Annotated in this window: 21 protein-coding genes; 9 read left to right on the top strand and 12 right to left on the bottom strand. The window is 65.5% G+C overall.

What is annotated here, in order from left to right; all coding sequences use genetic code 11:
* Positions 1 to 74: 74 nt before the first annotated feature.
* Complete coding sequence (locus IB227_RS15445; RefSeq protein WP_192288117.1) at positions 75 to 1,283, top strand: acetyl-CoA C-acyltransferase; 1,209 nt, start codon at positions 75 to 77, stop codon at positions 1,281 to 1,283.
* Positions 1,284 to 1,462: 179 nt separating this feature from the next.
* Here the strand turns inward: IB227_RS15445 and galU are convergent, their stop codons facing one another.
* The 8 genes from galU to cmk form a co-directional block, all read right to left on the bottom strand.
* Positions 1,463 to 2,341, bottom strand: coding sequence for a UTP--glucose-1-phosphate uridylyltransferase GalU (galU, locus tag IB227_RS15440; protein ID WP_192288116.1), 879 nt, complete (start codon positions 2,339 to 2,341; stop codon positions 1,463 to 1,465).
* Entirely contained in the window at positions 2,341 to 4,254 is a 1,914-nt protein-coding gene (locus IB227_RS15435; protein WP_192288115.1) for a nucleoside-diphosphate sugar epimerase/dehydratase, read from the bottom strand. The genes galU and IB227_RS15435 overlap by 1 nt, the downstream gene beginning before the upstream one ends.
* Positions 4,255 to 5,235, bottom strand: a complete 981-nt coding sequence (locus tag IB227_RS15430; RefSeq protein WP_192288114.1) for a glycosyltransferase family 4 protein — start codon at positions 5,233 to 5,235, stop codon at positions 4,255 to 4,257. It lies immediately after the preceding gene.
* Between the two features lie 9 nt (positions 5,236 to 5,244).
* On the bottom strand, positions 5,245 to 6,423 hold the full coding sequence (gene lapB, locus IB227_RS15425; RefSeq protein WP_192288113.1) for a lipopolysaccharide assembly protein LapB: 1,179 nt from the start codon (positions 6,421 to 6,423) through the stop codon (positions 5,245 to 5,247).
* A gap of 6 nt (positions 6,424 to 6,429) precedes the next feature.
* The gene (locus tag IB227_RS15420; RefSeq protein WP_132862827.1) at positions 6,430 to 6,732 is read right to left on the bottom strand and encodes a lipopolysaccharide assembly protein LapA domain-containing protein; all 303 of its coding nucleotides are present in this window, start codon (positions 6,730 to 6,732) and stop codon (positions 6,430 to 6,432) included.
* A gap of 77 nt (positions 6,733 to 6,809) precedes the next feature.
* Positions 6,810 to 7,115, bottom strand: coding sequence for an integration host factor subunit beta (locus IB227_RS15415; protein WP_132866053.1), 306 nt, complete (start codon positions 7,113 to 7,115; stop codon positions 6,810 to 6,812).
* Positions 7,116 to 7,209: 94 nt separating this feature from the next.
* Positions 7,210 to 8,889 carry a 30S ribosomal protein S1 gene (gene rpsA, locus IB227_RS15410; RefSeq protein ID WP_132862826.1) on the bottom strand — a complete coding sequence of 560 codons (1,680 nt, stop codon included), beginning with the start codon at positions 8,887 to 8,889 and terminating at the stop codon, positions 7,210 to 7,212.
* A gap of 191 nt (positions 8,890 to 9,080) precedes the next feature.
* The gene (cmk, locus tag IB227_RS15405; protein WP_192288112.1) at positions 9,081 to 9,758 is read right to left on the bottom strand and encodes a (d)CMP kinase; all 678 of its coding nucleotides are present in this window, start codon (positions 9,756 to 9,758) and stop codon (positions 9,081 to 9,083) included.
* Positions 9,759 to 9,949: 191 nt separating this feature from the next.
* Here cmk and ykgO point away from each other — a divergent pair, with 191 nt between their 5' ends.
* Complete coding sequence (ykgO, locus tag IB227_RS15400) at positions 9,950 to 10,075, top strand: type B 50S ribosomal protein L36 (protein ID WP_005409283.1); 126 nt, start codon at positions 9,950 to 9,952, stop codon at positions 10,073 to 10,075.
* A 10-nt stretch (positions 10,076 to 10,085) separates the two neighbouring features.
* On the opposite strand, the gene IB227_RS15395 is transcribed toward ykgO, so the two are convergent.
* A complete protein-coding gene (locus tag IB227_RS15395) occupies positions 10,086 to 10,280 on the bottom strand; it encodes a hypothetical protein (protein WP_192288111.1) in 195 nt (64 codons plus the stop codon).
* Between IB227_RS15395 and IB227_RS15390 the strand changes: the two genes are divergently transcribed.
* The 5 genes from IB227_RS15390 to IB227_RS15370 all read left to right on the top strand — a co-directional run bounded on the left by IB227_RS15390 (position 10,263) and on the right by IB227_RS15370 (position 14,544).
* Positions 10,263 to 10,592 (top strand): hypothetical protein, encoded by a 330-nt coding sequence (locus IB227_RS15390; protein WP_192288110.1) that lies wholly within the window; start codon positions 10,263 to 10,265, stop codon positions 10,590 to 10,592. The two genes, IB227_RS15395 and IB227_RS15390, sit on opposite strands and share 18 nt — an antisense overlap.
* A gap of 83 nt (positions 10,593 to 10,675) precedes the next feature.
* The gene (locus IB227_RS15385; protein WP_192288109.1) at positions 10,676 to 11,716 is read left to right on the top strand and encodes an agmatine deiminase family protein; all 1,041 of its coding nucleotides are present in this window, start codon (positions 10,676 to 10,678) and stop codon (positions 11,714 to 11,716) included.
* A gap of 171 nt (positions 11,717 to 11,887) precedes the next feature.
* Complete coding sequence (locus IB227_RS15380) at positions 11,888 to 12,775, top strand: carbon-nitrogen hydrolase (protein WP_192288108.1); 888 nt, start codon at positions 11,888 to 11,890, stop codon at positions 12,773 to 12,775.
* A gap of 13 nt (positions 12,776 to 12,788) precedes the next feature.
* A complete protein-coding gene (locus tag IB227_RS15375) occupies positions 12,789 to 13,319 on the top strand; it encodes a GNAT family N-acetyltransferase (protein WP_192288107.1) in 531 nt (176 codons plus the stop codon).
* A complete protein-coding gene (locus tag IB227_RS15370; protein ID WP_192288106.1) occupies positions 13,312 to 14,544 on the top strand; it encodes a TraB/GumN family protein in 1,233 nt (410 codons plus the stop codon). Before IB227_RS15375 ends, IB227_RS15370 begins: the two co-directional genes overlap by 8 nt.
* A 567-nt stretch (positions 14,545 to 15,111) precedes the next feature.
* Here IB227_RS15370 and IB227_RS15365 read toward each other — a convergent pair.
* The 3 genes from IB227_RS15365 to IB227_RS15355 are packed head-to-tail and all read right to left on the bottom strand — an operon-like array spanning position 15,112 to position 22,783.
* Positions 15,112 to 18,180: an efflux RND transporter permease subunit gene (locus tag IB227_RS15365; protein ID WP_132862819.1), complete on the bottom strand. Its 3,069-nt coding sequence runs from the start codon at positions 18,178 to 18,180 to the stop codon at positions 15,112 to 15,114.
* A 5-nt stretch (positions 18,181 to 18,185) separates the two neighbouring features.
* Entirely contained in the window at positions 18,186 to 21,653 is a 3,468-nt protein-coding gene (locus IB227_RS15360) for an efflux RND transporter permease subunit (RefSeq protein WP_192288105.1), read from the bottom strand.
* Positions 21,650 to 22,783 (bottom strand): efflux RND transporter periplasmic adaptor subunit, encoded by a 1,134-nt coding sequence (locus IB227_RS15355; protein ID WP_132862817.1) that lies wholly within the window; start codon positions 22,781 to 22,783, stop codon positions 21,650 to 21,652. Before IB227_RS15355 ends, IB227_RS15360 begins: the two co-directional genes overlap by 4 nt.
* Before the next feature lie 225 nt (positions 22,784 to 23,008).
* Between IB227_RS15355 and IB227_RS15350 the strand changes: the two genes are divergently transcribed.
* Both IB227_RS15350 and IB227_RS15345 read left to right on the top strand, forming a co-directional pair.
* Complete coding sequence (locus IB227_RS15350; protein WP_192288104.1) at positions 23,009 to 23,395, top strand: c-type cytochrome; 387 nt, start codon at positions 23,009 to 23,011, stop codon at positions 23,393 to 23,395.
* A gap of 9 nt (positions 23,396 to 23,404) precedes the next feature.
* Complete coding sequence (locus IB227_RS15345) at positions 23,405 to 23,866, top strand: cytochrome c (protein WP_132862815.1); 462 nt, start codon at positions 23,405 to 23,407, stop codon at positions 23,864 to 23,866.
* Positions 23,867 to 23,938: the final 72 nt, after the last annotated feature.

Here is a 23,938-nt window from a genome sequence, read left to right as displayed (position 1 = left end):
CGTGCTTCAGGCGCGACGCCACGGCGTCGCCCTCGCCCGCCCTCACGCTCACACCTATTGAAGAGATCACTGCAATGACCAAGCAAATCCAGGACGCCTACATCGTCGCCGCCACCCGCACCCCGGTTGGCAAGGCGCCCAAGGGCATGTTCCGCAACACCCGTCCGGACGACATGCTCGCCCACGTGTTCAAGAGCGTGGTCGCCCAGGCCCCGGGCGTGGACGTCAACCGCATCGACGACGCCATCATCGGCTGTGCCATGCCCGAAGCCGAGCAAGGCATGAACGTGGCGCGCATCGGCGTGCTGCTGGCCGGCCTGCCCAACACCATCGCCGCGCAGACGGTGAACCGCTTCTGCTCCTCCGGCCTGCAGGCCGTGGCCATGGCCGCCGACCAGATCCGCCTGGGCAACAGCGACCTGATGCTGGCCGGCGGCACCGAGTCGATGTCGATGGTGCCGATGATGGGCAACAAGATCGCGATGGCGCCGAGCGTGTTCGACAACGACCACACCGCCATTGCCTACGGCATGGGCATCACCGCCGAGAAGGTCGCCGAGGAATGGAAGGTCTCGCGCGAAGACCAGGACGCCTTCGCCCTGGCCTCGCACCAGAAGGCCATCGCCGCGATCCAGAACGGCGAGTTCAAGGACGAGATCAGTCCCTACGAGATCATCTCGCACCTGCCCGACCTGGCCGATGGCAAGCGCATCATCACCCGCAACAAGCTCGCCGACACCGACGAAGGCCCGCGCCTTGATTCCTCGGCAGAAGGCCTGGCCAAGCTGCGTCCGGTGTTCCGCAACGGCCAGTTCGGCGGCTCCGTCACTGCCGGCAACTCCTCGCAGATGAGCGACGGTGCCGGCGCGGTGCTACTGGCCTCCGAGCAGGCCATCAAGGATTACGGCCTGACCCCGCTGGCCCGCTTCGTCAGCTTCTCGGTGGCCGGCGTGCGCCCGGAAGTGATGGGCATCGGCCCGATCGCCGCGATCCCGAAGGCGCTCAAGCAGGCCGGCCTGAGCCAGGACCAGTTGGATTGGATCGAGCTCAACGAAGCCTTCGCCGCACAGTCGCTGGCGGTCATCCGCGACTGCGGTCTGGACCCGAGCAAGGTCAACCCGCTGGGTGGCGCCATCGCCCTGGGCCACCCGCTGGGTGCCACCGGCGCGATTCGTACCGCGACCATCCTGCACGGCCTGCGTCGCCGCCAGCAGAAGTACGGCATGGTCACCATGTGCATCGGTACCGGCATGGGTGCTGCCGGCATCTTCGAGTCGCTGTAATCCCACGCGCCGGATGACGCCGAAAGGGCGGCCCGCGGGCCGCCCTTTTTGTGCGCATCGACGTGATGCCTTGAACCCCACGCCCTGATGCTTCGCGTGATGCAGAAAGCAGGAAGGGCAGCCAGTGGCTGCCCTTCTGCCCGTCAACCTTGAAGGTCGACGCCCTGCAAGCGCGGGGCTTACTCGGCCAGCATCTTCTGCATGACTTCGCGCGCAGGGCCGGCCAGCTTCGGGTTCTCCAGCGCGAAACGGACCGTGGCCTCGACCAGCCCCAGATGCGTGCCGCAGTCGAAGCGGGTGCCCTCAAACCGATAGGCATCTACCTGCTCGCTGGTGAGCAACTGCGCGATCGCATCGGTCAGCTGGATTTCCCCGCCCGCTCCGGTCCCGGTGGACTCGAGCAGTTCGAAGATCTTCGGGCTCAGCACGTAGCGGCCGACCACGGCCAGGTCGCTCGGCGCGTCCTCCGGCCTGGGCTTCTCGACGATCTGGGTGATATGCCCCTTGCGCCCGTCGAACTTGTCAGTGGCGACGATGCCGTAGCTGCCAGTCTTCTCGTGGGGCACGTCCTCCACCGCGATGACGCTGGCCCCCGATGCCTCATTGAGATCGGCCATCTGCTTGAGTGCGCCGTCGCCACGATTCCAGATCAGGTCGTCCGGCAACAGGACTGCGAACGGCTCATCTCCGACGATCGGCTTGGCACACAGCACCGCGTGCCCCAGGCCCAACGCCTCGGTCTGGGTCACGAACACCGCGCGCACGCCCTTGGGCAGTACATGGCGGATCTGCTCCAACTGCTCGGTCTTGCCCGCGCGCTCGAGCTTCTGCTCCAGCTCGTAAGCCTTGTCGAAATAATCGGCCACCGCATGCTTGTAGCGGTTGGTGATGAAGATCAGCGTATCGCAACCGGCCTCGATGGCTTCATCCACCGCGTACTGGATCAACGGACGATCAATGATCGGCAGCATCTCCTTCGGCACGGTCTTGGTCGCAGGCAGGAAGCGCGTCCCCAGGCCCGCCACGGGAAACACCGCCTTCTTGATACGAACACTCATCAATGAATCCTTCCAGCTTCTTTGGTGGGGAACGGCACGACCTTGGCCGAGGTGCTGTGCATTCCCGGCTCCTCGATCGGCTTGAACTCGGGAATGGTGGTGGTCAGGATCTGCTGCATTGCCTCGAGATCATAGGAAGCAATGGCCTTGCGCAGCGCCGCCACGTTGCCAAGCACCAGGTCAGGCGAGAACTCACGCACGCCGGCCTCCATCACCTTGGGATGAACGGTCGGCTGGCAGTTTTCATCGTGGTAGAACAGGCTCTCGTGCAGCTTCTCACCGGCACGCAGGCCCGTGTAGACAATAGCGATGTCCGCGCCGGGCACCTTGCCGGCCAGCCGGATCATCTGCTCGGCCAGGTCACGGATCAACACCGGCTCGCCCATATCCAGCATGTAGATGGCGCCACGCGAGGACGAGGCGGCCGCCTGCAGGATCAGCAGGCAGGCTTCCGGGATCGTCATGAAGTAGCGGCTGACGTCCGGATGGGTGACCGTCACCGGCCCCCCCTTGCGGATCTGCTCACGGAAGAACGGCACCACGCTACCGACCGAACCGAGCACGTTGCCAAAGCGGACGGTGACGAAGCGGGTCGATGGCGCGCGCTTGTTCAGGCTCTGGCAGATCATTTCGGCGTAGCGCTTGCTCGCGCCGAGGGCGTTGACCGGATCCACCGCCTTGTCGGTGGAGATCAACACGAAATTCTCGATTCCGGCTTCCGCACAGGCCGAAGCCACGCACTCGGTTGCCAGTGTGTTGTTGCGCACCGCCTCGCGCAGCTGATCCTCAAGCAACGGCACCTGCTTGTAGGCGGCCGCATGAAACACGGTATCGGGACGGAAGGTACGCAAGGCATGGCGGATCACGGCCGGATCGCCACAATCGCCCAACACCCCCTGCACATCCAGGTCCGGGAAATTGCGCCGCAGCTCGGCCTGGATGTTGATCATCAGCAGTTCGCTGATTTCCAGCACGACGACACGGGTAACACCGTGCCGTGCGCACTGCCGGCACAGCTCCGAACCAATCGAACCACCGCCACCGGTCACCAGCACCGTGCGTCCCCGCAGCCAACCGCGGATCAGCTCCCAGTCGGGCAGGATCGGCTTGCGGCCCAGCAGGTCCTCGATGGCCACTTCCTTGAGTTCACCAGGAAGCGAGCTGCCCTCCAGGATATCGTTCAACCGCGGCACGGTCCGGAACGGCAACCCGGTCCGCTCGCACAAGCCCACGATGCGCTGCATGCCGGCGGCATCGATGGTTGGAATGGCAATCACGAGCAGTTTGCTGCTGGTCTCCCGGGCAACCGAGACCAAGTCATCGATCTTGCCAAGGATCGGCACACCATGCAGCTTCGCCCCTTTCAGATGACTGGAATCATCCACCAAGCCAACGGGCTCATAGTCGCCTGAGCGACGCAGGTCCTTGATCAGCCCTTCTGCCGCCTGCCCCGCACCGATGACCAGTACGCGACGTGCCCGCGCATCCGAATGCACGGACTGGTAGTCCTTCCAGGCCCGGTACAGCAACCGCGGCGTGCCCAGCAGCGCTGAAAGCGCAAACGGATAGACCACCAATACGGAGATCGGAATACCGTGAAGCCGCCGGTAGGTGAACAGCACAACGATGGCCAGCAGGCCAATGAAGCTCGCCTTGAAGATATTGATCAGGTCGGCAACGCTGGCGAAACGCCACAGGCCTTGATAAAGGCCGACCTTCCAGAACGCGATTCCTTGTATCGCCACCACGGCCAGCACGTCCAGCGAGAACAGCGGCTGGTCAGGCGCGTTGTCCAGCATCGCGTAGCGCGCGGCAAACAGCAGCTGCCACCCCAGCCAGACCATGACCAGATCGTGGAACATCACCGCATAGCGCAGACCACTACCGGGGAATCGATCATGCCAGGATGCCATTCAGTCGTCGTCCTTATTGAAAAGCCCGATGCGCAGGAAACCCCAGGCGGCTGCAAGCGCAGCCCCCCAGCCCAATCCCCCTGCCCATCCCCAACCTAGGGGAAGGCTTGAAAAGAATACCGTAAATGCCACTCCCGACAGCGTAAGACTGGCGTACATGACCGTGACAATGGCGTGACTTCGGCCACGTTTCACGAACCGCTGATACAGATGCTGGGTGTGTGGCTGCATCCAGCGCTCGCCTTTGAGTATCCGCGCCAACAAGGTGAACCCCGCATCAACAAGGAACACCGACGGCAATACCAGCCACAGCGGCGGGGCCAGCACTGTCGTGCACATGCCCAGTGCCAGCAAACCGGCTACGAGGTAGCCCAGCGCGCCACTGCCCACATCCCCCATGAAGATCCGGGCACGCGGGAAGTTGAACGGGAGAAACCCCAGGCAACCGGCCGCCAGCACTGCGCCCGCGACCCCCAGGGGCCAGGGCAAGAGCACTGCCACCCCGATGCCGACCAGCGCCGCCTGACTGGCGGCCAAGCCGTTGATGCCATCCATGAAGTTCCAGATGTTGATCAGCGACACCGCGAGGAAGGCACAGAACGCCGCCTTCAACGGGTCGCCGGTCGCCACCAGCACCACCCCGCCCAGCATCAGCGATGCAAGCAGGTGAACACCCAACCGTGGTAGCGCGGGAAGTGGCCGATGATCGTCCCACCAGCCGATTCCCGCCACCAACAGCAGCCCCGCCGCGAAGACCGGCAACGCGAACGCGTAAGCGGGGTACAGGAAAGCCAGAACGGAACAGGCAAACACCTGCGATGCAACGATCCCGACCCCGCCACCGCGTGGCGTGGTGACCTGGTGGCTGCGCCGCTCGCCGGGAAGATCGACCAATCGACGACGGATCGCATAGTGGATGGCCAGCCAGGTCACCCATGCCGCCAGCGCCAGCGTCGCCAGCGGCAGAAGTACGAACGGCATCGGCACGGTTCAGAGCACCGCGAAGTTCAGCAGCGGCTTGACCGTGCCCCACTCCTTGCAGCTCGGGCATTGCCAGTGGTGCGTCCTTGCACCGAAGCCACAACGCGTGCAGCGATAGGCCGGATTGCGGACCAGCAACTGGTCGGTGATGTGCTTGAGGTCCTGCAGCGTGGCAACCGGGTCAGCGCCCTCGGCCAGGGTCAGGTCGATCAGCGCGGACTCACCGCGCACCGAAGGACGATCCTTCAGCTGTCGTCCCAGATAGGCGCGTGCAGGCGCAGTGCCTTCCTGCTCCTCCATCAGGCGGGTCAGCGCCAGCACCGGCGCGATGCCGCGGTAGTGCTCGGTCATCTCAGCGAGGAACGCACGCGCGCCAGCCAGATCACCGACATTCCGGTAGTTCTTCAACAGCTGCGGCAGGATCTCCGGCAGGTAGTCCGGGTCATTGCGTGCCGCACGCTCGAACGCACGCACCGCGGCTTCGTCATTGCCGAAGTCGCTCTCCAGGCGGCCCTCGATGATGCCGGCACGCACGCTCATCGCATCCGCCGCATTGGCGCGGTTGATCGCCGCGCGCGCATCCTCCAGACGGCCCGCGGCGCGATAGCGTTCGGCCAGCTCGCATTCGAACTGCCCGATCAGCTTGCCCATCGGTTCGTCGGTGACCTGCTCGTAACGGGTGGCGTTCTCGATCGCCTTTTCCCAGTCGCGCTCGGCCTGGTAGATGCTGATCAGGTGCTTGAGCGCCTGCGGCGCACGCTGGTCCAGCCTGGCCAGGTCGGTGAACACGGTTTCGGCGCGGTCAAGCAGGCCGGACTTCATGTAGTCCTCGCCCAAGGCAAGCAATGCCTGCACACGTTGCGCATCGCTCAGGTCATTGCGGTTGACCAGGCCCTGATGCAGGCGGATGGCGCGATCGACCTCGCCACGACGACGGAATAGATGCCCCAGCGCCACCTGCGTCTCGAAGGTTTCCTTGTCCAGTTCGGCGATGTGCAGGAACAGCTCGATGGCCTTGTCCGGCTGCTCGTTGAGCAGGTAATTCAAGCCACGGAAATAGGTGCTGGAAAGCCGGCTGACCTGGTTCTCGCTATGCCGTTGCCCCCCACGGCGGCCCACGACCCAGCCGCTGAGCGCGGCAAGCGGCAGGAACAGGAAGAACCAGAACCACTCACTGATGAATTCCATCTGCGATCAGCGCCCGTCGAAAGGAGAAGGGGATTGCGTCGTTTCGGCCGGTGCTGCCGCCGCGTTGGCTGCAGCCACCACTTTGTTGGCACGGCGCAGCTTGGCGTACATCGGCACGACCAGGCCTGCCATCACCATGCCGCCGCCCACCAGGGCGCCGAGCAACAGCGAGGCGATGATTGCCACCCCGGAGGTGGTCTTGAGCATCCAGAAGGCCAGGCTGATCTGGATGGGTTGCGAGTTGAGCGAACCAATCACCAGTCCTCCGACGAGGACGGCCAGCAGGAGCACTAAACGAAAAATCTTCATGGCGCCGTCTGCTCCGATAACAAGAGCCGGTAGCTTACCGAATCAGCACATGAATTCGCAGCAGGAACCGGGCAGGCTCAGGCGGGATCGCTTTCCAGCGGGATGACGGAACTGACGCGCTCGCGCAATTCCTTGCCTGGCTTGAAGTGCGGCACGTGCTTGCCCGGCAATGCGACCGAGTCACCCGTCTTCGGGTTGCGACCCAGGCGCGGCGGGCGGTAATGCAGGGAAAAACTCCCGAAACCGCGGATCTCGATGCGATCCCCGGAGGACAACGAACCCCCCATCATTTCCAGCAAGGACTTCACCGCCAGATCGACATCATCGGCCTTCAGGTGCGCCTGGTGGCGCGCGAGGATTTCGATCAGTTCGGATTTGGTCATTGCGTACTCGCCAATGGCTGGTTCTCTAGCCTGAAGCGGCCCGGACTGATCGTCCGGGCCGCCCAGATACATCTACAACAAGGATGTCCGATTATTACTCGGACTTGTTGCCATTCAACTGCGCGCGCAGCAGGGCACCCAGCTGGGTGGTGCCGCCCGAAGAGGACTGGTATTCCTCCAGCACTTCGCGCATTTCAGCATCGTCCTTGGCCTTGATCGACAGCTGCAGGGTGCGGCCCTTGCGGTCCATGCCCACGAACTTGGCTTCGACCTTGTCGCCGACCTTCAGGAACTGGGTGGCGTCGTCGACGCGCTCGTTGGCGACGTCACGTGCCGACACGTAGCCTTCGATGCCGTCAGCCAGCTCGATGGTCGCGCCCTTGGCGTCAACTTCCTTCACGACGCCTTCGACCTTCGAACCCTTCGGGTTGGCAGCCATGTACTGGCCGAACGGATCCTGCTCCAGCTGCTTGACGCCCAGCGAGATGCGCTCACGCTCCGGATCAACCGCCAGCACGACGGCATCCAGGGTGTCGCCCTTCTTGAAGTTGCGGACCACGTCTTCGCCGGTGGTGTTCCAGCTGATGTCGGACAGGTGCACCAGGCCGTCGATACCGCCGTCCAGGCCGATGAAGATGCCGAAGTCGGTGATCGACTTGATCTGGCCCGACACCTTGTCGCCCTTCTTGTGGATGGCGGCGAAGGTTTCCCACGGATTGGCGGCAACCTGCTTCATGCCCAGCGAGATGCGGCGACGCTCTTCGTCCACGTCCAGCACCATCACTTCGACTTCGTCACCGACCTGCACGACCTTGGACGGGTTGACGTTCTTGTTGGTCCAATCCATCTCGGACACGTGCACCAGGCCTTCGACGCCCGGCTCGATCTCGACGAACGCGCCGTAATCGGTCACGTTGGAGACCTTGCCGAACACGCGGCTGTTGGCCGGGTAACGACGCGAGATGTTGTCCCACGGATCCTCGCCCAGCTGCTTCAGGCCCAGCGAAACGCGGTTGCGCTCGCGGTCGAACTTCAGCACGCGCACGTCCAGCTCGTCGCCGACGTTCACGACTTCGGACGGATGGCGCACGCGCTTCCATGCCATGTCGGTGATGTGCAGCAGGCCGTCGATGCCGCCCAGGTCCACGAACGCGCCGTAGTCGGTCAGGTTCTTGACGACACCCTTCAGGATCGCGCCTTCCTGCAGCTTGTCCATCAGCTGCTCGCGCTCTTCCGAATGCTCGCTCTCGACGACTGCACGGCGGGAAACGACCACGTTGTTACGCTTGCGGTCGAGCTTGATGAGCTTGAACTCCAGCTCCTTGCCTTCCAGGTAGGCCGGGTCGCGCACCGGGCGCACATCGACCAGCGAACCGGGCAGGAACGCGCGGACATCCTTGATGTCCACGGTGAAACCACCCTTGACCTTGCCGCTGATGCGGCCGGTGATGGTTTCGTTCTTTTCCAACGCTTCTTCCAGCTCGTCCCACACCATGGCGCGCTTGGCCTTCTCGCGCGACAGGACGGTTTCGCCGAAGCCGTTCTCGATGGAGTCCAGCGCGACCTTCACCTGGTCGCCCACGCCCACATCGATCTCGCCAGCGTCGTTACGGAACTGTTCGATCGGCACGATGCCTTCGGACTTCAGGCCGGCGTTGATCACGACCACGTCGCCGCGGACGTCAACGACGGTACCGACAACGATGGCGCCGGGCTTCAGCTTGGCCAGGTTGGCCTGGCTGGCTTCAAACAGTTCTGCAAATGATTCGGTCATTGGATTTACTCAGTTGAACACACGGACAGCGGATTCGTTGCGGAAACCCGGACTGTCCAGCCTGTTGTACGACCCCATGCAGGCGGCCGTGTGAATGGAAAAGCCCACCACGCACCATTGCGCAGCGGGGTTGTTGCAACTTCTCTTCGCGACTGCGGCCGGTGCACTGGCCACACTCAACACTGCGTGGATCACGGGCCCGTTGCGGGGACCAGATCCAGCACCTTGGCAACGACGTCGTCGATGCCAATTCCGCTGGTGTCGATGAAGACGGCGTCTTCGGCCGGCTTCAGGGGCGCCACTGCGCGCTGTGCATCACGGGCGTCGCGGGCCATGATCTCGCGCAGGAGGTCATCAAAGTTAACCGAAACCCCTTTTTCTTTCAACTGCTTATGCCGACGACTGGCACGTTCCTCGGCGCTGGCGGTCAGGAAGACCTTGAATGGGGCATCCGGGAAGATCACCGTCCCCATGTCGCGCCCGTCAGCCACCAGGCCCGGCTCGGCCCTGAATGCGCGCTGGCGCTCCTTCAGCGCCGCACGCACCTCCGGGATGGCCGCGATCGCCGAGGCCAGCGCGCCGGTGGTCTCCAGCCGCAACTCATCGGTGGCGTCGGTACCGTTGACCAGCACGCGCAGGCTTTCACCCTGTTCAGCGAACTGAACCCGGGTATCGAAGGTGCAACGCACCAGCGCCGAGGCATCGGAGGTGTCGATATCGGCCCAGCTCGCCGCCACGCCCACCGCCCGGTACAGCGCGCCCGAATCCAGGTAGTGCCAGCCCAGGCGGCGCGCGACGATGCGGCTGACCGTGCCCTTGCCGGCCCCGGACGGGCCATCGATGGTGAGAACGGGGGGGAGCTGGCTCATGTGGCTGCCTGAGTCTGAACGGGAATCGCGCTATTCTAACGCCCCGCGCGGACGCCCCGCGGCCCGATTTGCCGCAACCACTTGAACGCGCATGGAAATGCCCGGTAGAATGGCGGGCTTGAACGAGCGTCATCCTGCATATCCGCGGCCGCGCTCCTGAGATTCCCAACAGTTATCCGCCGAGGTATGCCATGAAAGTCCTGTCCTCCCTGAAGTCGGCGAAGGCTCGTCACCGCGATTGCAAGGTCGTTCGCCGTCGCGGCAAGATCTTCGTGATCTGCAAGTCGAACCCGCGCTTCAAGGCTCGCCAGCGCTGAGCCAACTGGCCTAGGCCAGCACCGGTCGCCGCAAGGCCGCCGGAATCCGCAAAAAGCCGCCTTCGGGCGGTTTTTTGCATCCGGCTTCCGGCAAAGACGTGTTCCAGCGCAACCAAACGACGCCAAGCCGGTTTTTCGTCGCCGTTTTTTGCTGTAATCGCCACTTGTCCTCTGGGGAGAAGCGACCATGAAGCAACTGTTCCAAGCACTGACCCTGACCACCCTGCTGGGCGGGGCACCGGCCGCGATGGCCGACACCCTGCTCATCGACCGCGCCCAGGAAAAGCCGGCCGGCGCCCTGCCGGCACGCGGCGACACCGCGCAGCAGGTGGAAGCCCGCTTCGGCGCACCGCAGGAGCGGCTGGAGCCGCGTGGCGGCCAGAAGCGCCAGTGGCCGACCATCAACCGCTGGGTCTACCCGGCGTTCACCGTGTATTTCGAACGGCAGCGCGTCATCGACGTGGTGGCCAACCAGGCCAGCCCCGGTGAAGTCGGGCCCAAGCCGCCGATCCGCTGACCCTTGTCCCGGCGGCCGGTGCCGGTCATCGGTCGCCGCCTACGCCCGCGCCAGTGCGTCGGGCCCTGAAACTGCAGGAAGAAATGAACGACACGCTCCGCTTCCCGGCCGAATGGGAATCCCAGTCCGGCGTCCTCATCGCCTGGCCACACGCCGACACCGATTGGGCCGAGCGCCTGGCCGAGGTCGAAGAAACCTATATCGCGCTGGTTGCCGCCATCACCCGCTTCCAGCCGGTACTGATCTGCGTGGCCGATGACGACGTCGAGACCTACGCCGAGATGCGCCTGCGCTCGAACCGGATCGACATGGCGCGCGTGCAGTTCGTCACCGCGCCGTACGACGACACCTGGCTGCGTGACTCCGGCCCGATCACCCTCACCCGCGCCGACGGCAGCTTCCAGCTGCTGGACTTCCGCTTCACCGGCTGGGGCGGCAAGTTCGACGCCAGCCTCGACGACCAGCTGGTCGGCGTGTTGCACGGCGCCGGTGTGTTCAACGCCAAGGCCGATGTCCGCAGCATTCCGTTCGCCCTGGAAGGCGGCGCGATCGACACCGACGGTGCCGGCACCCTGCTGACCACCTGGCAGTGCCTGCATGAGCGCCACCCGGAGCGTGACCGTGCCTCGCTGGGCGCGGACATGGCGCAGTGGATGCAGCAGGACCGCGTGCTGTGGCTGGACCACGGCTACCTGGAAGGCGACGACACCGACGCCCACGTCGATACCCTCGCCCGTTTCGCCTCGGCCGACAGCATCGTCTACCAGAACTGCGATGACCCTCAGGACTCGCATTACGCCGAACTGCAGGCCATGGGTGCAGAGCTGGCCGCACTGCGCACCGCCGATGGACAGCCCTACCGCCTGTTCCCGCTGCCGTGGGCACAACCGGTGCTGGACGAAGGTCGCCGCCTGGCGGCCTCCTACGCCAACTTCCTGATCATCGACGGCGCGGTACTGATGCCAGCCTATGGCGACGCGGCCGACGATGCCGCGCGCGACGTGCTGATGCAGGCGTTCCCGGGTCGCGAGATCGTGCAGGTCCCCTGCCGCTCGCTGATCTGGCAGAACGGCAGCCTGCATTGCATCACCATGCAGTTGCCGGCCGGCCTGCTCAAGCACTGAGCCGGCCGCGGAGGAGCCCGGCCATGCCCGGCTCCTCCGATCACCTTGAACACGCGGAAAGCCGCCGGACAACACCCGGCCGCACGCTGCCCGAAGTCGTTCAGCCCCCACCACGTCGCGCCTGCGCATCCGCGCTAACATGCGCGTTTTCCACCGCAGGATCCGCATCACATGAACGCGCGCAGCCCCCTTACCGTCGCCCTGGTCCAGGAGCGCAACCACGGCGATGCCGCTGCCAACCTGGCAGTGATCGAAGCACGCGTGGCCGAGGCCGCCGCGCAGGGTGCGAAGCTGGTGCTGCTGCAGGAGCTGCATAACGGCCCGTACTTCTGCCAGCACGAATCGGTAGACGAGTTCGACCTGGCCGAGCCGATCCCCGGCCCGAGCACCGAACGCCTGGGCGCGCTGGCGAAGAAGCACGGCGTGGTGATCGTCGGTTCGCTGTTCGAACGCCGCGCCGCCGGCCTGTACCACAACACCGCGGTGGTCTTCGAGAAGGACGGCACCCTGCTGGGCAAGTACCGCAAGATGCACATCCCCGACGACCCGGGCTTCTACGAGAAGTTCTACTTCACCCCGGGCGACATCGGCTTCAAGCCGATCGACACCTCGGTCGGTCGCCTCGGCGTGCTGGTGTGCTGGGACCAGTGGTATCCGGAAGCCGCGCGCCTGATGGCGCTGGCCGGCGCCGACCTGCTGCTCTACCCCACCGCCATCGGCTGGGACCCGGACGACGTGCAGGACGAGAAGAACCGCCAGCGCGATGCGTGGGTGCTGAGCCATCGCGGCCACGCCGTGGCCAATGGCCTGCCGGTGCTGAGCTGCAACCGCGTCGGCCACGAGCGCTCGCCACTGGGCGCCTCGGGCATCGACTTCTGGGGCAACAGCCACATCCTCGGCCCGCAGGGCGAGTTCCTGGCCGAAGCCGGCACCGAGCCGACCCTGCTGGTCTGCGACGTCGACCTGCAGCGCAGCGAACACGTCCGCCGCATCTGGCCGTTCCTGCGCGACCGCCGCATCGATGCCTACGGCGACCTGCTCAAGCGCTACATCGACTGACCCAAGGGTGCCCGTGAGCCTGCAGCTGCGTCCGGCCACCCCGGCCGATATCCCCGCCATCACCGCCATCTACGCGGCGGAGGTGGAAGAACTGGTCAACACCTACGAATACGAGGTGCCGGACGAAGTGGAGATGGCACGGCGCATGGCCGACATCACCGCGCGCGGCTACCCCTACCTGGTCGCCACCATCGACGACCAGGTCGCCGGCTATGCCTATGCCAACAGCTACCGTGCCCGCATTGCCTACCAGTGGACGGTGGAAAACTCGGTCTACGTCGATGGTCGCTTCCAGGGCAAGGGCGTGGGCAGCGCGCTGATGCAGGCGTTGATCGATGCCTGCACCGCGCGCGGCTACCGGCAGATGGTGGCGGTGATCGGTGAACCCACCAACACCGCCTCGATCAAGCTGCACGAACGTTTCGGCTTCCACCTGGTCGGTATCTTCCGCGGGCTCGGCCGCAAGCATGGCCGCTGGCTGGACACGGTGCAGATGCAACGCGCCCTCGGCGACGGCACCGACAGTGCCCCCTCCAATGAATGACGCAATGAACGACTCCTCGCAACACGCCGGCACTGAACTGCTTGCCGGCCAGCCGGTCCGCATCGTCGAACGCGACGGCGTGCGCTACACCCTGCTCGGCACGGCCCACGTCTCGCTGGCCAGCGTACAGGCAGTGGAAGAAGCCATCGGCAGCGGCCAGTTCGATGCGGTCGCGGTCGAGCTGGATCCGCAACGCCTGGTCGCACTGACCAACCCGAATGCGATGGCGCAGCTGGACCTGGTCGAGGTCATCCGCAAGGGCCGCGTGGCCCTGTTCGCGGCCAACCTCGCCCTGGCCGCCTACCAGCGCCGCCTCGCCGACCAGCTGGGCATCGAACCGGGCGCCGAGCTCAAGCGTGCGGTGACACTGGCCAAGGAAAACGACCTGCCGGTGCACCTGATCGACCGCGACGTTGGGCTGACCTTCCGCCGTGTTTCGCAGCGACTGGGCTTCTTTGGCAAGATCAAGCTGATCGCCGGCCTGGGGGCCGGATTGTTCTCGTCCGAGGACGTCGGCGAGGACGAGATTGAGAAGCTCAAGCAGGGCGACATGCTCGAGTCGAGCTTCGGCGAGTTCGCCAAGGAAAGCCCGGCGTTGTACGAGACCATCATCGGCGAGCGCGACCGCTACATGGCCACCCGCCTGCGCCAGGAGCACGACAGCGCGCAGCGCAACGTGCTCGCCGTGGTGGGCGCCGGCCATCTGGCCGGCCTGGCCCGCTATCTGGAAACCGACAACGAGCCGCCGGCGCAGTTGCGCGAGCAGCTCGAATCGGTGCCCAGGAAGCGCAACATCCCGTGGATCACGCTGACCATCCTCGCGGTGGTGCTGGCCGGCATCGGCATCGGCTTCTGGAAGGGTGGCATGAACATGGGCGCGCAGATGCTGGCGATCTGGGCGCTGTACACCGGCGGCCTGGCCGGCCTGGGCGCCCTGCTCGCCGGCAGCCACCCGCTAAGCATCCTCACCGCCATCGCGGTGGCCCCCTTCAAGCCGTTCCGCCTGAGCATCCCGACCGGTGCATTCGCCGCACTGGTGGAAACCCGGCTGCGCAAGCCGACCTACCAGGACTTCCTGCAACTGCGCGACGACGCGCAGACCCTGAAGGGCTGGTACCGCAACCGCGTCACCCGCATCACGTTGACCTTCATGCTGACCAACCTTGGCAGCATCCTGGGGCTGTGGCTGACGGGTTTCAGCGTCTATGGAAAGTTGGCTGGCTGAGAGACTCCCCCTTCTCCCACGCGCGCGAAGGCGGTGCAGTGCAGCGGATGAAGGTGCTTTGGTCTTTCGGCATGGATTATTCAAAGCCTGCCCTCACCCCAACCCCTCTCCCGCATGCGGGAGAGGGGCTTTGAGCGGCCTCCCTGCCATCCAGCTACACGATACGTCGGCAGGCGCTTCCTTCTCCCGCATGCGGGAGAAGGTGGTGCGGAGCGCCGGATGAGGGAGCTTTGGCCTTTCGGCATGGATTACTCAAAGTCTGCCCTTACCCCAACCCCTCTCCCGCATGCGGGAGAGGGGCTTTGAGCGGCCCGGCCTGCCATCCAACTCCACGCCAAGCCGGCAGGCGCCACCTTCTCCCGCATGCGGGAGAAGGTGGTGCGGAGCGCCGGATGAGGGAGCGTTGGCCTTTCGGTATGGACTATCCAGAGCCTGCCCTCACCCCAACCCCTCTCCCGTGTACGGGAGAGGGGCCTTGAGCAGCTTCAAGCGACCGCGGCGTTCACTTCGTCGCAATGAAAAGGCCCGCATCGCTGCGGGCCTTTTCAATTTCAACTTCGGGATGGATCAACTCTCCAGCGCCACCTCGCGCTCCGCCGGCAGACCGCGCGCGCGACGCACCGAACGTGCGGTGCCCCGGCGCAGGTCGTCCAGCAGTGCGTAGATGGTCGGCAGGAACAACAGGCTGACCACTGTCGAGAACGCCAGGCCACCGGCAATCGCGCGGGCCATCGGGTAGTACGGCGGCATGCCGTCGGCGGTCTGCGTGTTCAGGGCAATCGGGATCATCGCCAGGATCGCGGTACCCATCGTCATCATGATCGGGCGCAGGCGCTCGCGACTGCCTTCCACCAACGCATCGGTGCGCGCCATGCCACGCCGTCGCAGGTTGTTGATGTGCTCGATCATCACGATGCCGTTGTTCACCACCACGCCCATCAGCACCAGGATGCCGATCACCGCCATGATGTTCATCTCGGTGCCGGTCAGCCAGAACAACCAGTACACACCGAAGATGGAGAACAGCACGCAGGACATGATCGCGGCCGGGAACAGCAACGACTCGAACACCGCCGCCATGATCACCATCATCAACACCAACGCGATCACGATGGCGCGCAGCATCTGGTCCATGCCATCGAAGTTGATGTTGAAGCCGGCGCCATTGAACGTGTAGCCGTAACCCGGCGGGAACTCCATGTCGCCCAGCGTGGCCTCCACCGACTTGCGCGCGTCCTCCATCGACACGTCCTTGGCCAGGCCGGCCTCGATCCGCAGCATGGTCTGCCGGTTCAGGCGCTGGATCGCATTGGCGGCCGGGTTGACGTTGACGTCGACCATCGCCAGCAACGGGATCTCCTTGCCGGACGCGCTGCGCACCATGAACGAAGACAAGTCCTCGATGCTGTAGTGGTCCGAGCCGGCGAAGCGCACGTTGACCGGGATCTCCACATCGTCACGGTGGAAATCCCGCAGCGACGAGCCGCGCAACGCCATGCCGACGAACTGCGCCACCTGCTGCGCGCTGAAGCCGTAGGCCGCCGCGCGCTCGCGGTTCACCTGCACCGCCAGCTCGGAATTGGCATCACCGATGTCCACGCGCACGTCACGCAGCTTCGGGTTGCGTGACAGGATCGGCATGATGTCGTCGGCCAGCTCGCGCAGCGTCTGGCTGGAATCACCCACCAGGCTGAAGCGCACGCCCTGCCCTTCGCTGCCCATGCCGCCGGGCCAGCCGATGCCGATCTTGGCCCGCGCCGACTGCGGCAGGCCCTTGCGAACCTCCTCCTCGATCTTCTTGCTGATCTCGCGGTCGTCGATGTTCAGGTACAGGCGCGTCTGCGCCCAGCCCTGCTCCGAATAGCGGCTGTACACCCGCTTGACGTGGAACTCCTCGCGGTTGGCGTTGACGAAGTCCTCCACCCGCTGCACTTCCTTGCCCATCTCCTCCTTCGAGTAGGAGCCCTTCCACTGGTAGAAGATGTTGATCTCGTCCGGGTCGTTGTCGTCACCGCCACCGGCCGTGTTCATCATCGGGAACACGCTGATCGCCGAGATCAGCACGATGCCGGCCACGCTCCAGCCACGGTGCTCCAGCGTCCAGCGCAGCACGCGTGCATAGCGGGTCTGCAACCTGCTGATCAACGGTGACTTCACCGCCGGCGGCGTCTTCATGCGTGCCGACAGCATCGGGATCAGGCTCACCGCCACCAGCCACGATGCAAGCAGCGAGAAGGAGATGGTCACCGCCAGCTGCGACAGGTAGATGGTGATGATGTTCTTCTCGCCGAACATCATCGGCAGGAACACCACGCAATGGCACAGCGTACCGGCCGACAGCGCGATGGCGACGTGCCGGGTACCGATGATCGAGGCCAGCTCCGGCTGGTTGGGAAACTTCTCCCGCTCCTGGTAGATGCTCTCCACCACCACCACGGCGTTGTCGACGAGCATGCCAACCGCCAGCAGCAGGCCCATCATCGAGATGATGTTCAGGCTGATGCCGGTGAAGTACATGAAGCCCAGCGTCATGATGAAGCAGATCGGGATCGCCATCGACACCATCAGCGTCGACGGCCAATGCCGCAGGAACGCGTACAGCACGATCACCGACAGCAGCAGGCCGATCGCACCGGCCTCGGCCAACGCGAGCAACGAACTGGTCACCGCCTTGCCCGAGTCGTAGGCCACCTCGACGTCGACCCCGCGCATCGCCGGGTCCTGCTCGAGCACCTTGATCTCCTGGCCCACCGCACGCGACAGGTCCACCAGGTTGGCCGAACGCTCCTTGTAGATGTCCACGCCGACGCTGGGCTTGCCTTCCATCTGCCGCACGTAGCTCATGCGCTGCGGCTGCAGGCTGACATCGGCGACATCGGACAAGCGCGTGCCTCGGTTGTTGACCGGCAGGTTGCGCAGCGCCTGCAGCTCCAGCAGCTCGCCGCGGGGCTGTACGCGCAGGCGTCGTCCATCCTCGGTGATCTGCCCTGCGGACACCGAGAAGTTGGCCGCCTGCAGCTTCTCGACCAGTTCATTCAGGGCGATGCCATGCGCGCTGATGCGGTCCTTGTCCAGCGCCACCAGCACTTCCTGCTTGGCCACGCCTTCCACTTCCACGCGCGCCACGCCCGGCAGGCGCTCCAGGTGCTGCTTGATGCTGCGCTCGATCATGTCCGCGCGCGCGGTCAGGTCCTCGTTGCTATTCAGGCGCAGGCTGATCGCCTCCTGGTCGCTGGTGCTCCAGCGCTGCACGTAGTAGCGGCGGAAGTCATCCGGCAGCTGGTCGCGCACCGCGTCGATGCGCTCGCGCGCTTCGGACGCGGCCATGGCGATGTCGCGGCTCCAATCGCTGAACTCGACCTGGATCTGGCCGCCTTCGGCATTGGCACGCGAGTTCATCGTTTTGATGCCCGGCATCGTGGCGATGGCCTCTTCCACCGGGCGCAGCAGGTTGCGCTCGACTTCCTCCGGCGTCGAGCCTGGATAGGGCAGCGAGACAAAGAAGAACGGGATGGTGGCTTCCGGTTCGGACTCCAGCGGCAGCCGGAACGAGGCGATCAGGCCGATCACCACCATCGACACGAACAGCATGATGGTGGTGACGGGACGGCGGATGGACAGCTCGGTGATGTTCATCCGGTTCAGTCCCTGGCGCCGCCGATGGCATCGTCTTCGTGCGCGATCACCTGCTCGGCCTGCTCGGCGGCCAGGCGTGCACGACGGCCACGCTCGGCATAGAACTCATCCGGCTTGCGGTCCAGCAGGTCGTACACCACCGGGATCACCACCAGCGTCAGCAGCGTGGAGACCAGCAGGCCGCCGATCACGGTGATCGCCATCGGCGAGCGCACCTCGGCGCCCTGGCCGAACGCCAGCGCCAGCGGCAGGAAGCCGAACACCGCGCACAAGGTGGTCATCATGATCGGGCGCAGGCGCGAACGCGCACCCTCCACCAATGCCTGGCGCTTGGCCACGCCGTCCTCGCGCAACTGGTTGACCTTGTCGATCAGGATGATCGCGTTCTTCACCACCAGGCCCACCAGTAGGATCAGGCCGATGAACACCACCACCGATACCGGCGAACGCGACAGCAGCAATGCCGCCACCGCACCGACCAGCGCCAACGGGATGGTGAACAGGATGACGAACGGGTGCAGCAGCGATTCGAACTGCGATGCCATCACCAGGTAGACCAGGAAGATCGCCAGCCCGAAGGCGAACAGCAGCGAGCGGATCGATTCCCCCAGTTCCTCGCCCTGGCCACCGATGCGCATGCCGACATCGGTGCCCAGCGGATTCTTGGCGACCATGCTCTGCACTTCGGTGATGGCCTTGCCCAGGTCGATGTCACGCAGGTTGGCCGAGACGATCGCCACGCGACGCTGGTCGGCGCGGTGGATCTCGCTCGGGCCGGTGGTGGCAATGACGTCGGCCACCGAGATCAGCTCCACCGGCTTGTTGCCGCTGGGGTTGACGATCAGCCGCCGGATGTCATCCACCGAGGCACGCTCGGATTCCTGCACGCGCACCAGCACGTCGATCTTGCGGTCACGGAAGCTGTAGCGGGTGGCGACGTTGCCGCGCACCTTGTTGACCACCGCATCGGCGATCTGGCGCGTGGTCAGGCCCAGCGCGGCGGCGCGGTCCTGGTCGAACACGATCTGGATCTCCGGGAAGCCCTGCTCCACCGTCGACTTCACGTCGGCGTAGTGCGGGCTCTGGCGCAGCATCGCGGCCAGGCGGTTACCGGCCACGCGGATCGATTCGAGGTTGTTGCCTTCGATCTCGATCTCCAGCGGCGCGGCCAATGCGAACAACTCCGGCCGCGCGAAGTCCACCTGCGCTTCCGGCCACTGCTTCATGGTCTGGCGCAGGCTTTCGATCAGCGCCGGCTCACGCCGGGTGTCGCTCATCACCACCGAGAGCTTGCCGATGTTCTCGCCGCTTTCGGTCGGGCTGGCGTCCAGGCGGGTACCGGTACCGGACACGCCGTACAGCAGGCGCACGCCTTCTTCGCCGGCATGCTGGCGCTGCACTTCGCGCACCAGCGCATCGGTCCTGGCCAACGGCGTACCCGGCGGCAGCTTGGCGGTCATGTCGAAGCGGTCCTGCGCCAGCTGCGGGATCAGGTCCACGCCCAGCAGCGGCAGCGCAGCCATGGTCAGCGCGAATGCCAGCGCGGCGCCACCGAGCACCGGCCAGGGGCGCTTCAGCGCCGCCGGCAGGATCCGCAGGTAACCGGCCTCGGCACGCCCGTACGGCGCCATCGCCAGGTCACTGGCCTTGCGCATCACCGGACCCACCACCGCGGCGATGCCGCGGAAGATCCGCACCACCAGCCACGCCAGCGAGAAGAAGCCGTAGCGGAACAGCGCACCCACGCCACGCCCGGCGTAGGCCGCCGGCTTCTTCCAGCGGCTTTCCGGACGCCACGGCTCACGCACCGCCTCGGACGGGAACTCCAGCGGCGGACGCCCCTTGAGCGCGCTCAGCATCGGGATCAGCGTCATCGACACCACCAGCGACACCGCGATGGCGATCGACACGGTCAGCGCCTGGTCGCGGAACAACTGGCCGGCGATGCCTTCCACGAACACCAGCGGCAGGAACACCGCGATCGTGGTGAGCGTGGAGGCGACCACCGCCATGAACACTTCGCGCGTGCCCTTGATCGCCGCTTCCAGGATGCCCATGCCGCGCTCGCGCGCCTTGGCGATGGATTCCAGCACCACGATCGAGTCGTCCACCACCAGGCCGGTGGCCAGTGCCAGGCCGCCCAGCGACATCACGTTCAGGCTCAGGCCCAGCTGGCCCATGAAGAAGAACGTGGCGATGATCGAGATCGGCAGCGACAGCGAGATGACGAAGGTGCTCCAGCCATCGCGCAGGAACAGGAAGATGATCAGGATCGACAGGATGCCGCCGATGACCGCATCGATCTTCACGTCCTTGATGGCGTGGCGGATGAAGACCGACTGGTCCTCCACCATCGTCATCTCGATGTCCTTGGGCAGCTCCTTGCGGATCGTCTCCAGGCGCTTCTCCAGCGCGTCGGCCGTGGACACCGTATTGGCGTCGCCTTCCTTGTAGATGGCCAGCTCCACCGCCTCGTGGCCGGCACTGCGGATGACTGCCTCGCGTTCCTTGTACCCCTGCCGCACGTCGGCGACGTCCTTCAGGCGCACGCTCGGCGCACCGTTGCTGGTGTCGCTGCGCAGCGCGGCGATCACGTTCGGATCGCTGCTGCCCAGGATCGCCGTCATCAGCTGCGGGTTGGTGCCGGTCGAGCTGCTGGACGAGGCGCCCGCCGTGGTGGTCAGCAGCATTTCGCGCATCTGCTCGACCGTGGCGAACTGGTTGACCGTACGCACCAGGTAACGCTGCGAACCTTCCTCCAGGCGTCCGCCGGACAGGTTCACGTTCTCCTGCTGCAGGCGCTGGATCACGTTGTCCAGCGACAGGCCCAACTGGGCCAGCTTGCGCTGGTCGATGTCGACCTGGATCTCATCCTCCAGGCCACCGCCCACCTTCACCGCCGCCACGCCGGAGACCGGTTCGAGCTTGCGCTTGAGGTCCTCGTCGGCATAACGGCGCAGTTCCATCAGGCGACGGATCGCATCGGCCTCGTTGCCGGCGTCCTGCCGGGAGGACAGTGCAAGGCGCATGATCGGCTGGGTCGACGGGTTGAAGCGCAGCAGCACCGGGGCCTTGGCCTCCAGTGGCAGCTGCAGCGTCTCCATCTTGTCGCGGACGTCCAGGCCCGCCTGCTGCATGTCCGTGCCCCAGGCGAACTCGAGCACCACATCGCTCTGCCCGGTACGCGAGATCGACTTCAGCTTGCGCAGGCCCTTGACGATGCCCAACGCTTCTTCGGCCGGCTGCGAGATCAGCGTTTCCACTTCCGCCGGTGCCGCGCCCTCATAGTCGGTGCGCACCGTCAGCGTCGGGTAACTCAGGTCCGGCAGCAGCTCGACCTTCAGGCTGGACAGCGAGATCAGGCCGAACAGCACCAGGGTAAGCGTCATCATCGCGATGGTGACGCGGCGGCGCGTGGCGAACTCGATCAGGTCGAAGCCACCGCCGGACGCCGATGGTCCGTGCGCACTCATTGCTTGGTCGCCCCCGCGGCCGGTGCCTGGGCGGCCGCGGCCACCTTCTTCTCCTGCCCGATGACCTGCACGGCACTGCCTTCGCGCAGCGCCGCCTTGCCGGCAATCACCACTTCATCGCCGCTCTTCAGGCCTTCACGCACTTCGATCCAGCCGGCATCGTCGTAGCCCAGCTTCAGCGTGGCGCGTTGTGCCTTGCCGTCGCGCACGACGTACACGGCCGGCTCACCGCCGTCCTCCAGCAGCGCGCTGCGCGGCACCACCAACGCGTCGGCACGCTGGTCGTAGTTGATGCTCAGGCGACCGAACATGCCCGGCTGCAGGTCCCCTTCGCCGGAGAACGAGGCGACCACGCGGAAGGTGCCGGTGCCGTTGTCCACCACCGGCGCGACGCGGTCCACCGTACCGGTGAACGGCTTGCCCGGCAGCGCGTCCACCGCCAGCCCGACCGCCTGGCCCGGCTTGAGCTTGGCGATCTCGCGCTCGGGCACATTCAAGGTCGCTTCCAACCGGGAGCTGTCGACGATGCGGATGATCGGCGAGTTGATCTGCACGAAGTTGCCCGGCTTGATGTCACGCGAAGCCACCACGCCGGCAATGGGTGCCACCACCGTGGTGTAGGACAGCTCCAGCGTCGCCATGCGGTACTGGGCACGTGCGTTCTCAAGGTCGTAGCGCAGCTGGTCCACGTCGGCGGCGCTGACCAGCTGCTGCTGCACCAGCTTTTCGGCGCGGTGGTAGCTGTTCTCCAGCTTGCGCATCTGTGCCTCGCTCTGCGCCACGCTCAGGCGCGCGCGGTCCGGATCCAGCCGCACCAGCGCCTGGCCGGCACTGACCTGCTGTCCTTCCTCGACCAGCACTGCCAGTGCAACGCCCGACGTCTTGGCCACCACCTGTGATTCGGCCCGGGCCTCGAGCGCGGCGGTACCGGCATAGCTGGCGGCGATCGCGCGATGGACGGCCTTGGCCACCTCGACCGGAACCGCGTCGGACGCCTTCTGCTCCTCCGGAGCCTTGGCCTTGGCCTCTTCGCCGCCTGCCTTGCATCCGCCCAGCAGCAGAGAGGTGGTAATGAGAAGTGCAGCGGCGCAGCTTCCGGTGCGGCCGTGCTGAGAGAAGAATCGCGACATCGTCAGGTCCCTGGGGATGCATTGGCGGGGTGTTGTAGCAAAGTATTGCACCACCCCACAGGGACACCATGCCCCAAAGGTCATGCCCACCCCCTGCCTGCCCACAAACACTGACGCGCCGCAGCATCGGACCGGGTACCGGACCGGTAAATACGCGGGCTATACTCGGCCCGTTCCGTGTCCCCCACGGCGGAACAACAGACCCGCTTACCGGACAAGGAAACCATGCGCCCGCAGCCGCTCGCCGCTTGTTTCGTTCTGGCTTTCGCCCTGACCACCGGGGCCGCCCTCGCAGAACCGCCGTCTGATCCACCCGCCGCACCGGCCCCTGCACCCGCAGCCGCCGCGCCTGCAGCCCCCGTGGGGAACCCCGAAGCCGGACGCACCCTGGCCTATACCTGCCAGGGCTGCCACGGCATCACCGGCTACAAGAATGCCTATCCCAGCTACCGCGTGCCCAAGATCGGCGGCCAGTCGGCGCAGTACCTTTCCCAGGCGCTGACCGAATACCGCGAAGGCAAGCGCAAGCACCCGACCATGCAGGCCCAGTCGATGAGTTTCAGCGCGCAGGAAATCGCTGACCTCGCCACTTACCTGTCCACCGTCAAATAGGCATCGCCCATGTCGAAAGCAACGCACGCAACGCGCTTGTCCATCGTCCTGCTCGCTGCCCTGGCGCTGGCAGCGTGTACACAATCGGAAGTGGAATCGGCCAGCACCTCCGCCGGCGATCCCGGCCATGCCAGCGGCGAACACGGTTCGAGCTCCTCCGCCGGCCTGCCACAGGGCCGCATCGCCATCGGCGAACAGTTGGCCAATGCCAAGGGCAAGGCCACCGGCCAGAGCTGCATCGATTGCCACGGCGCGGACGGCAACGCCCCGATCGACCCCACCTACCCGCGCCTGGGGGGCCAGTACGGCGATTACCTCGCCCATGCGCTGCAGGCCTATCGACGCGGCGACCGCGACCACATGCTGATGACCCCGCAGGCCGCCAGCCTCAGCGACCAGGACATCGCCGACCTTGCCGCCTACTTCGGCTCGCGTCCCACCCAGTTGCGTGACCTGCACGGCGTGAACTGAGCCGGCCCGGCAACCGAACCACTCCGACAGACGCAAAAAAGCCGCCCAGGGGCGGCTTTTTTGCATGCCGGC

Origin of the sequence: Stenotrophomonas sp. STM01 (assembly GCF_014852135.1) — a bacterium.
In the GTDB taxonomy this organism is placed as follows: domain Bacteria; phylum Pseudomonadota; class Gammaproteobacteria; order Xanthomonadales; family Xanthomonadaceae; genus Stenotrophomonas; species Stenotrophomonas capsici.
The sequence above is the reverse complement of the archived record's forward strand: the minus strand, read 5'-3'. Positions and strand labels throughout refer to the sequence as shown.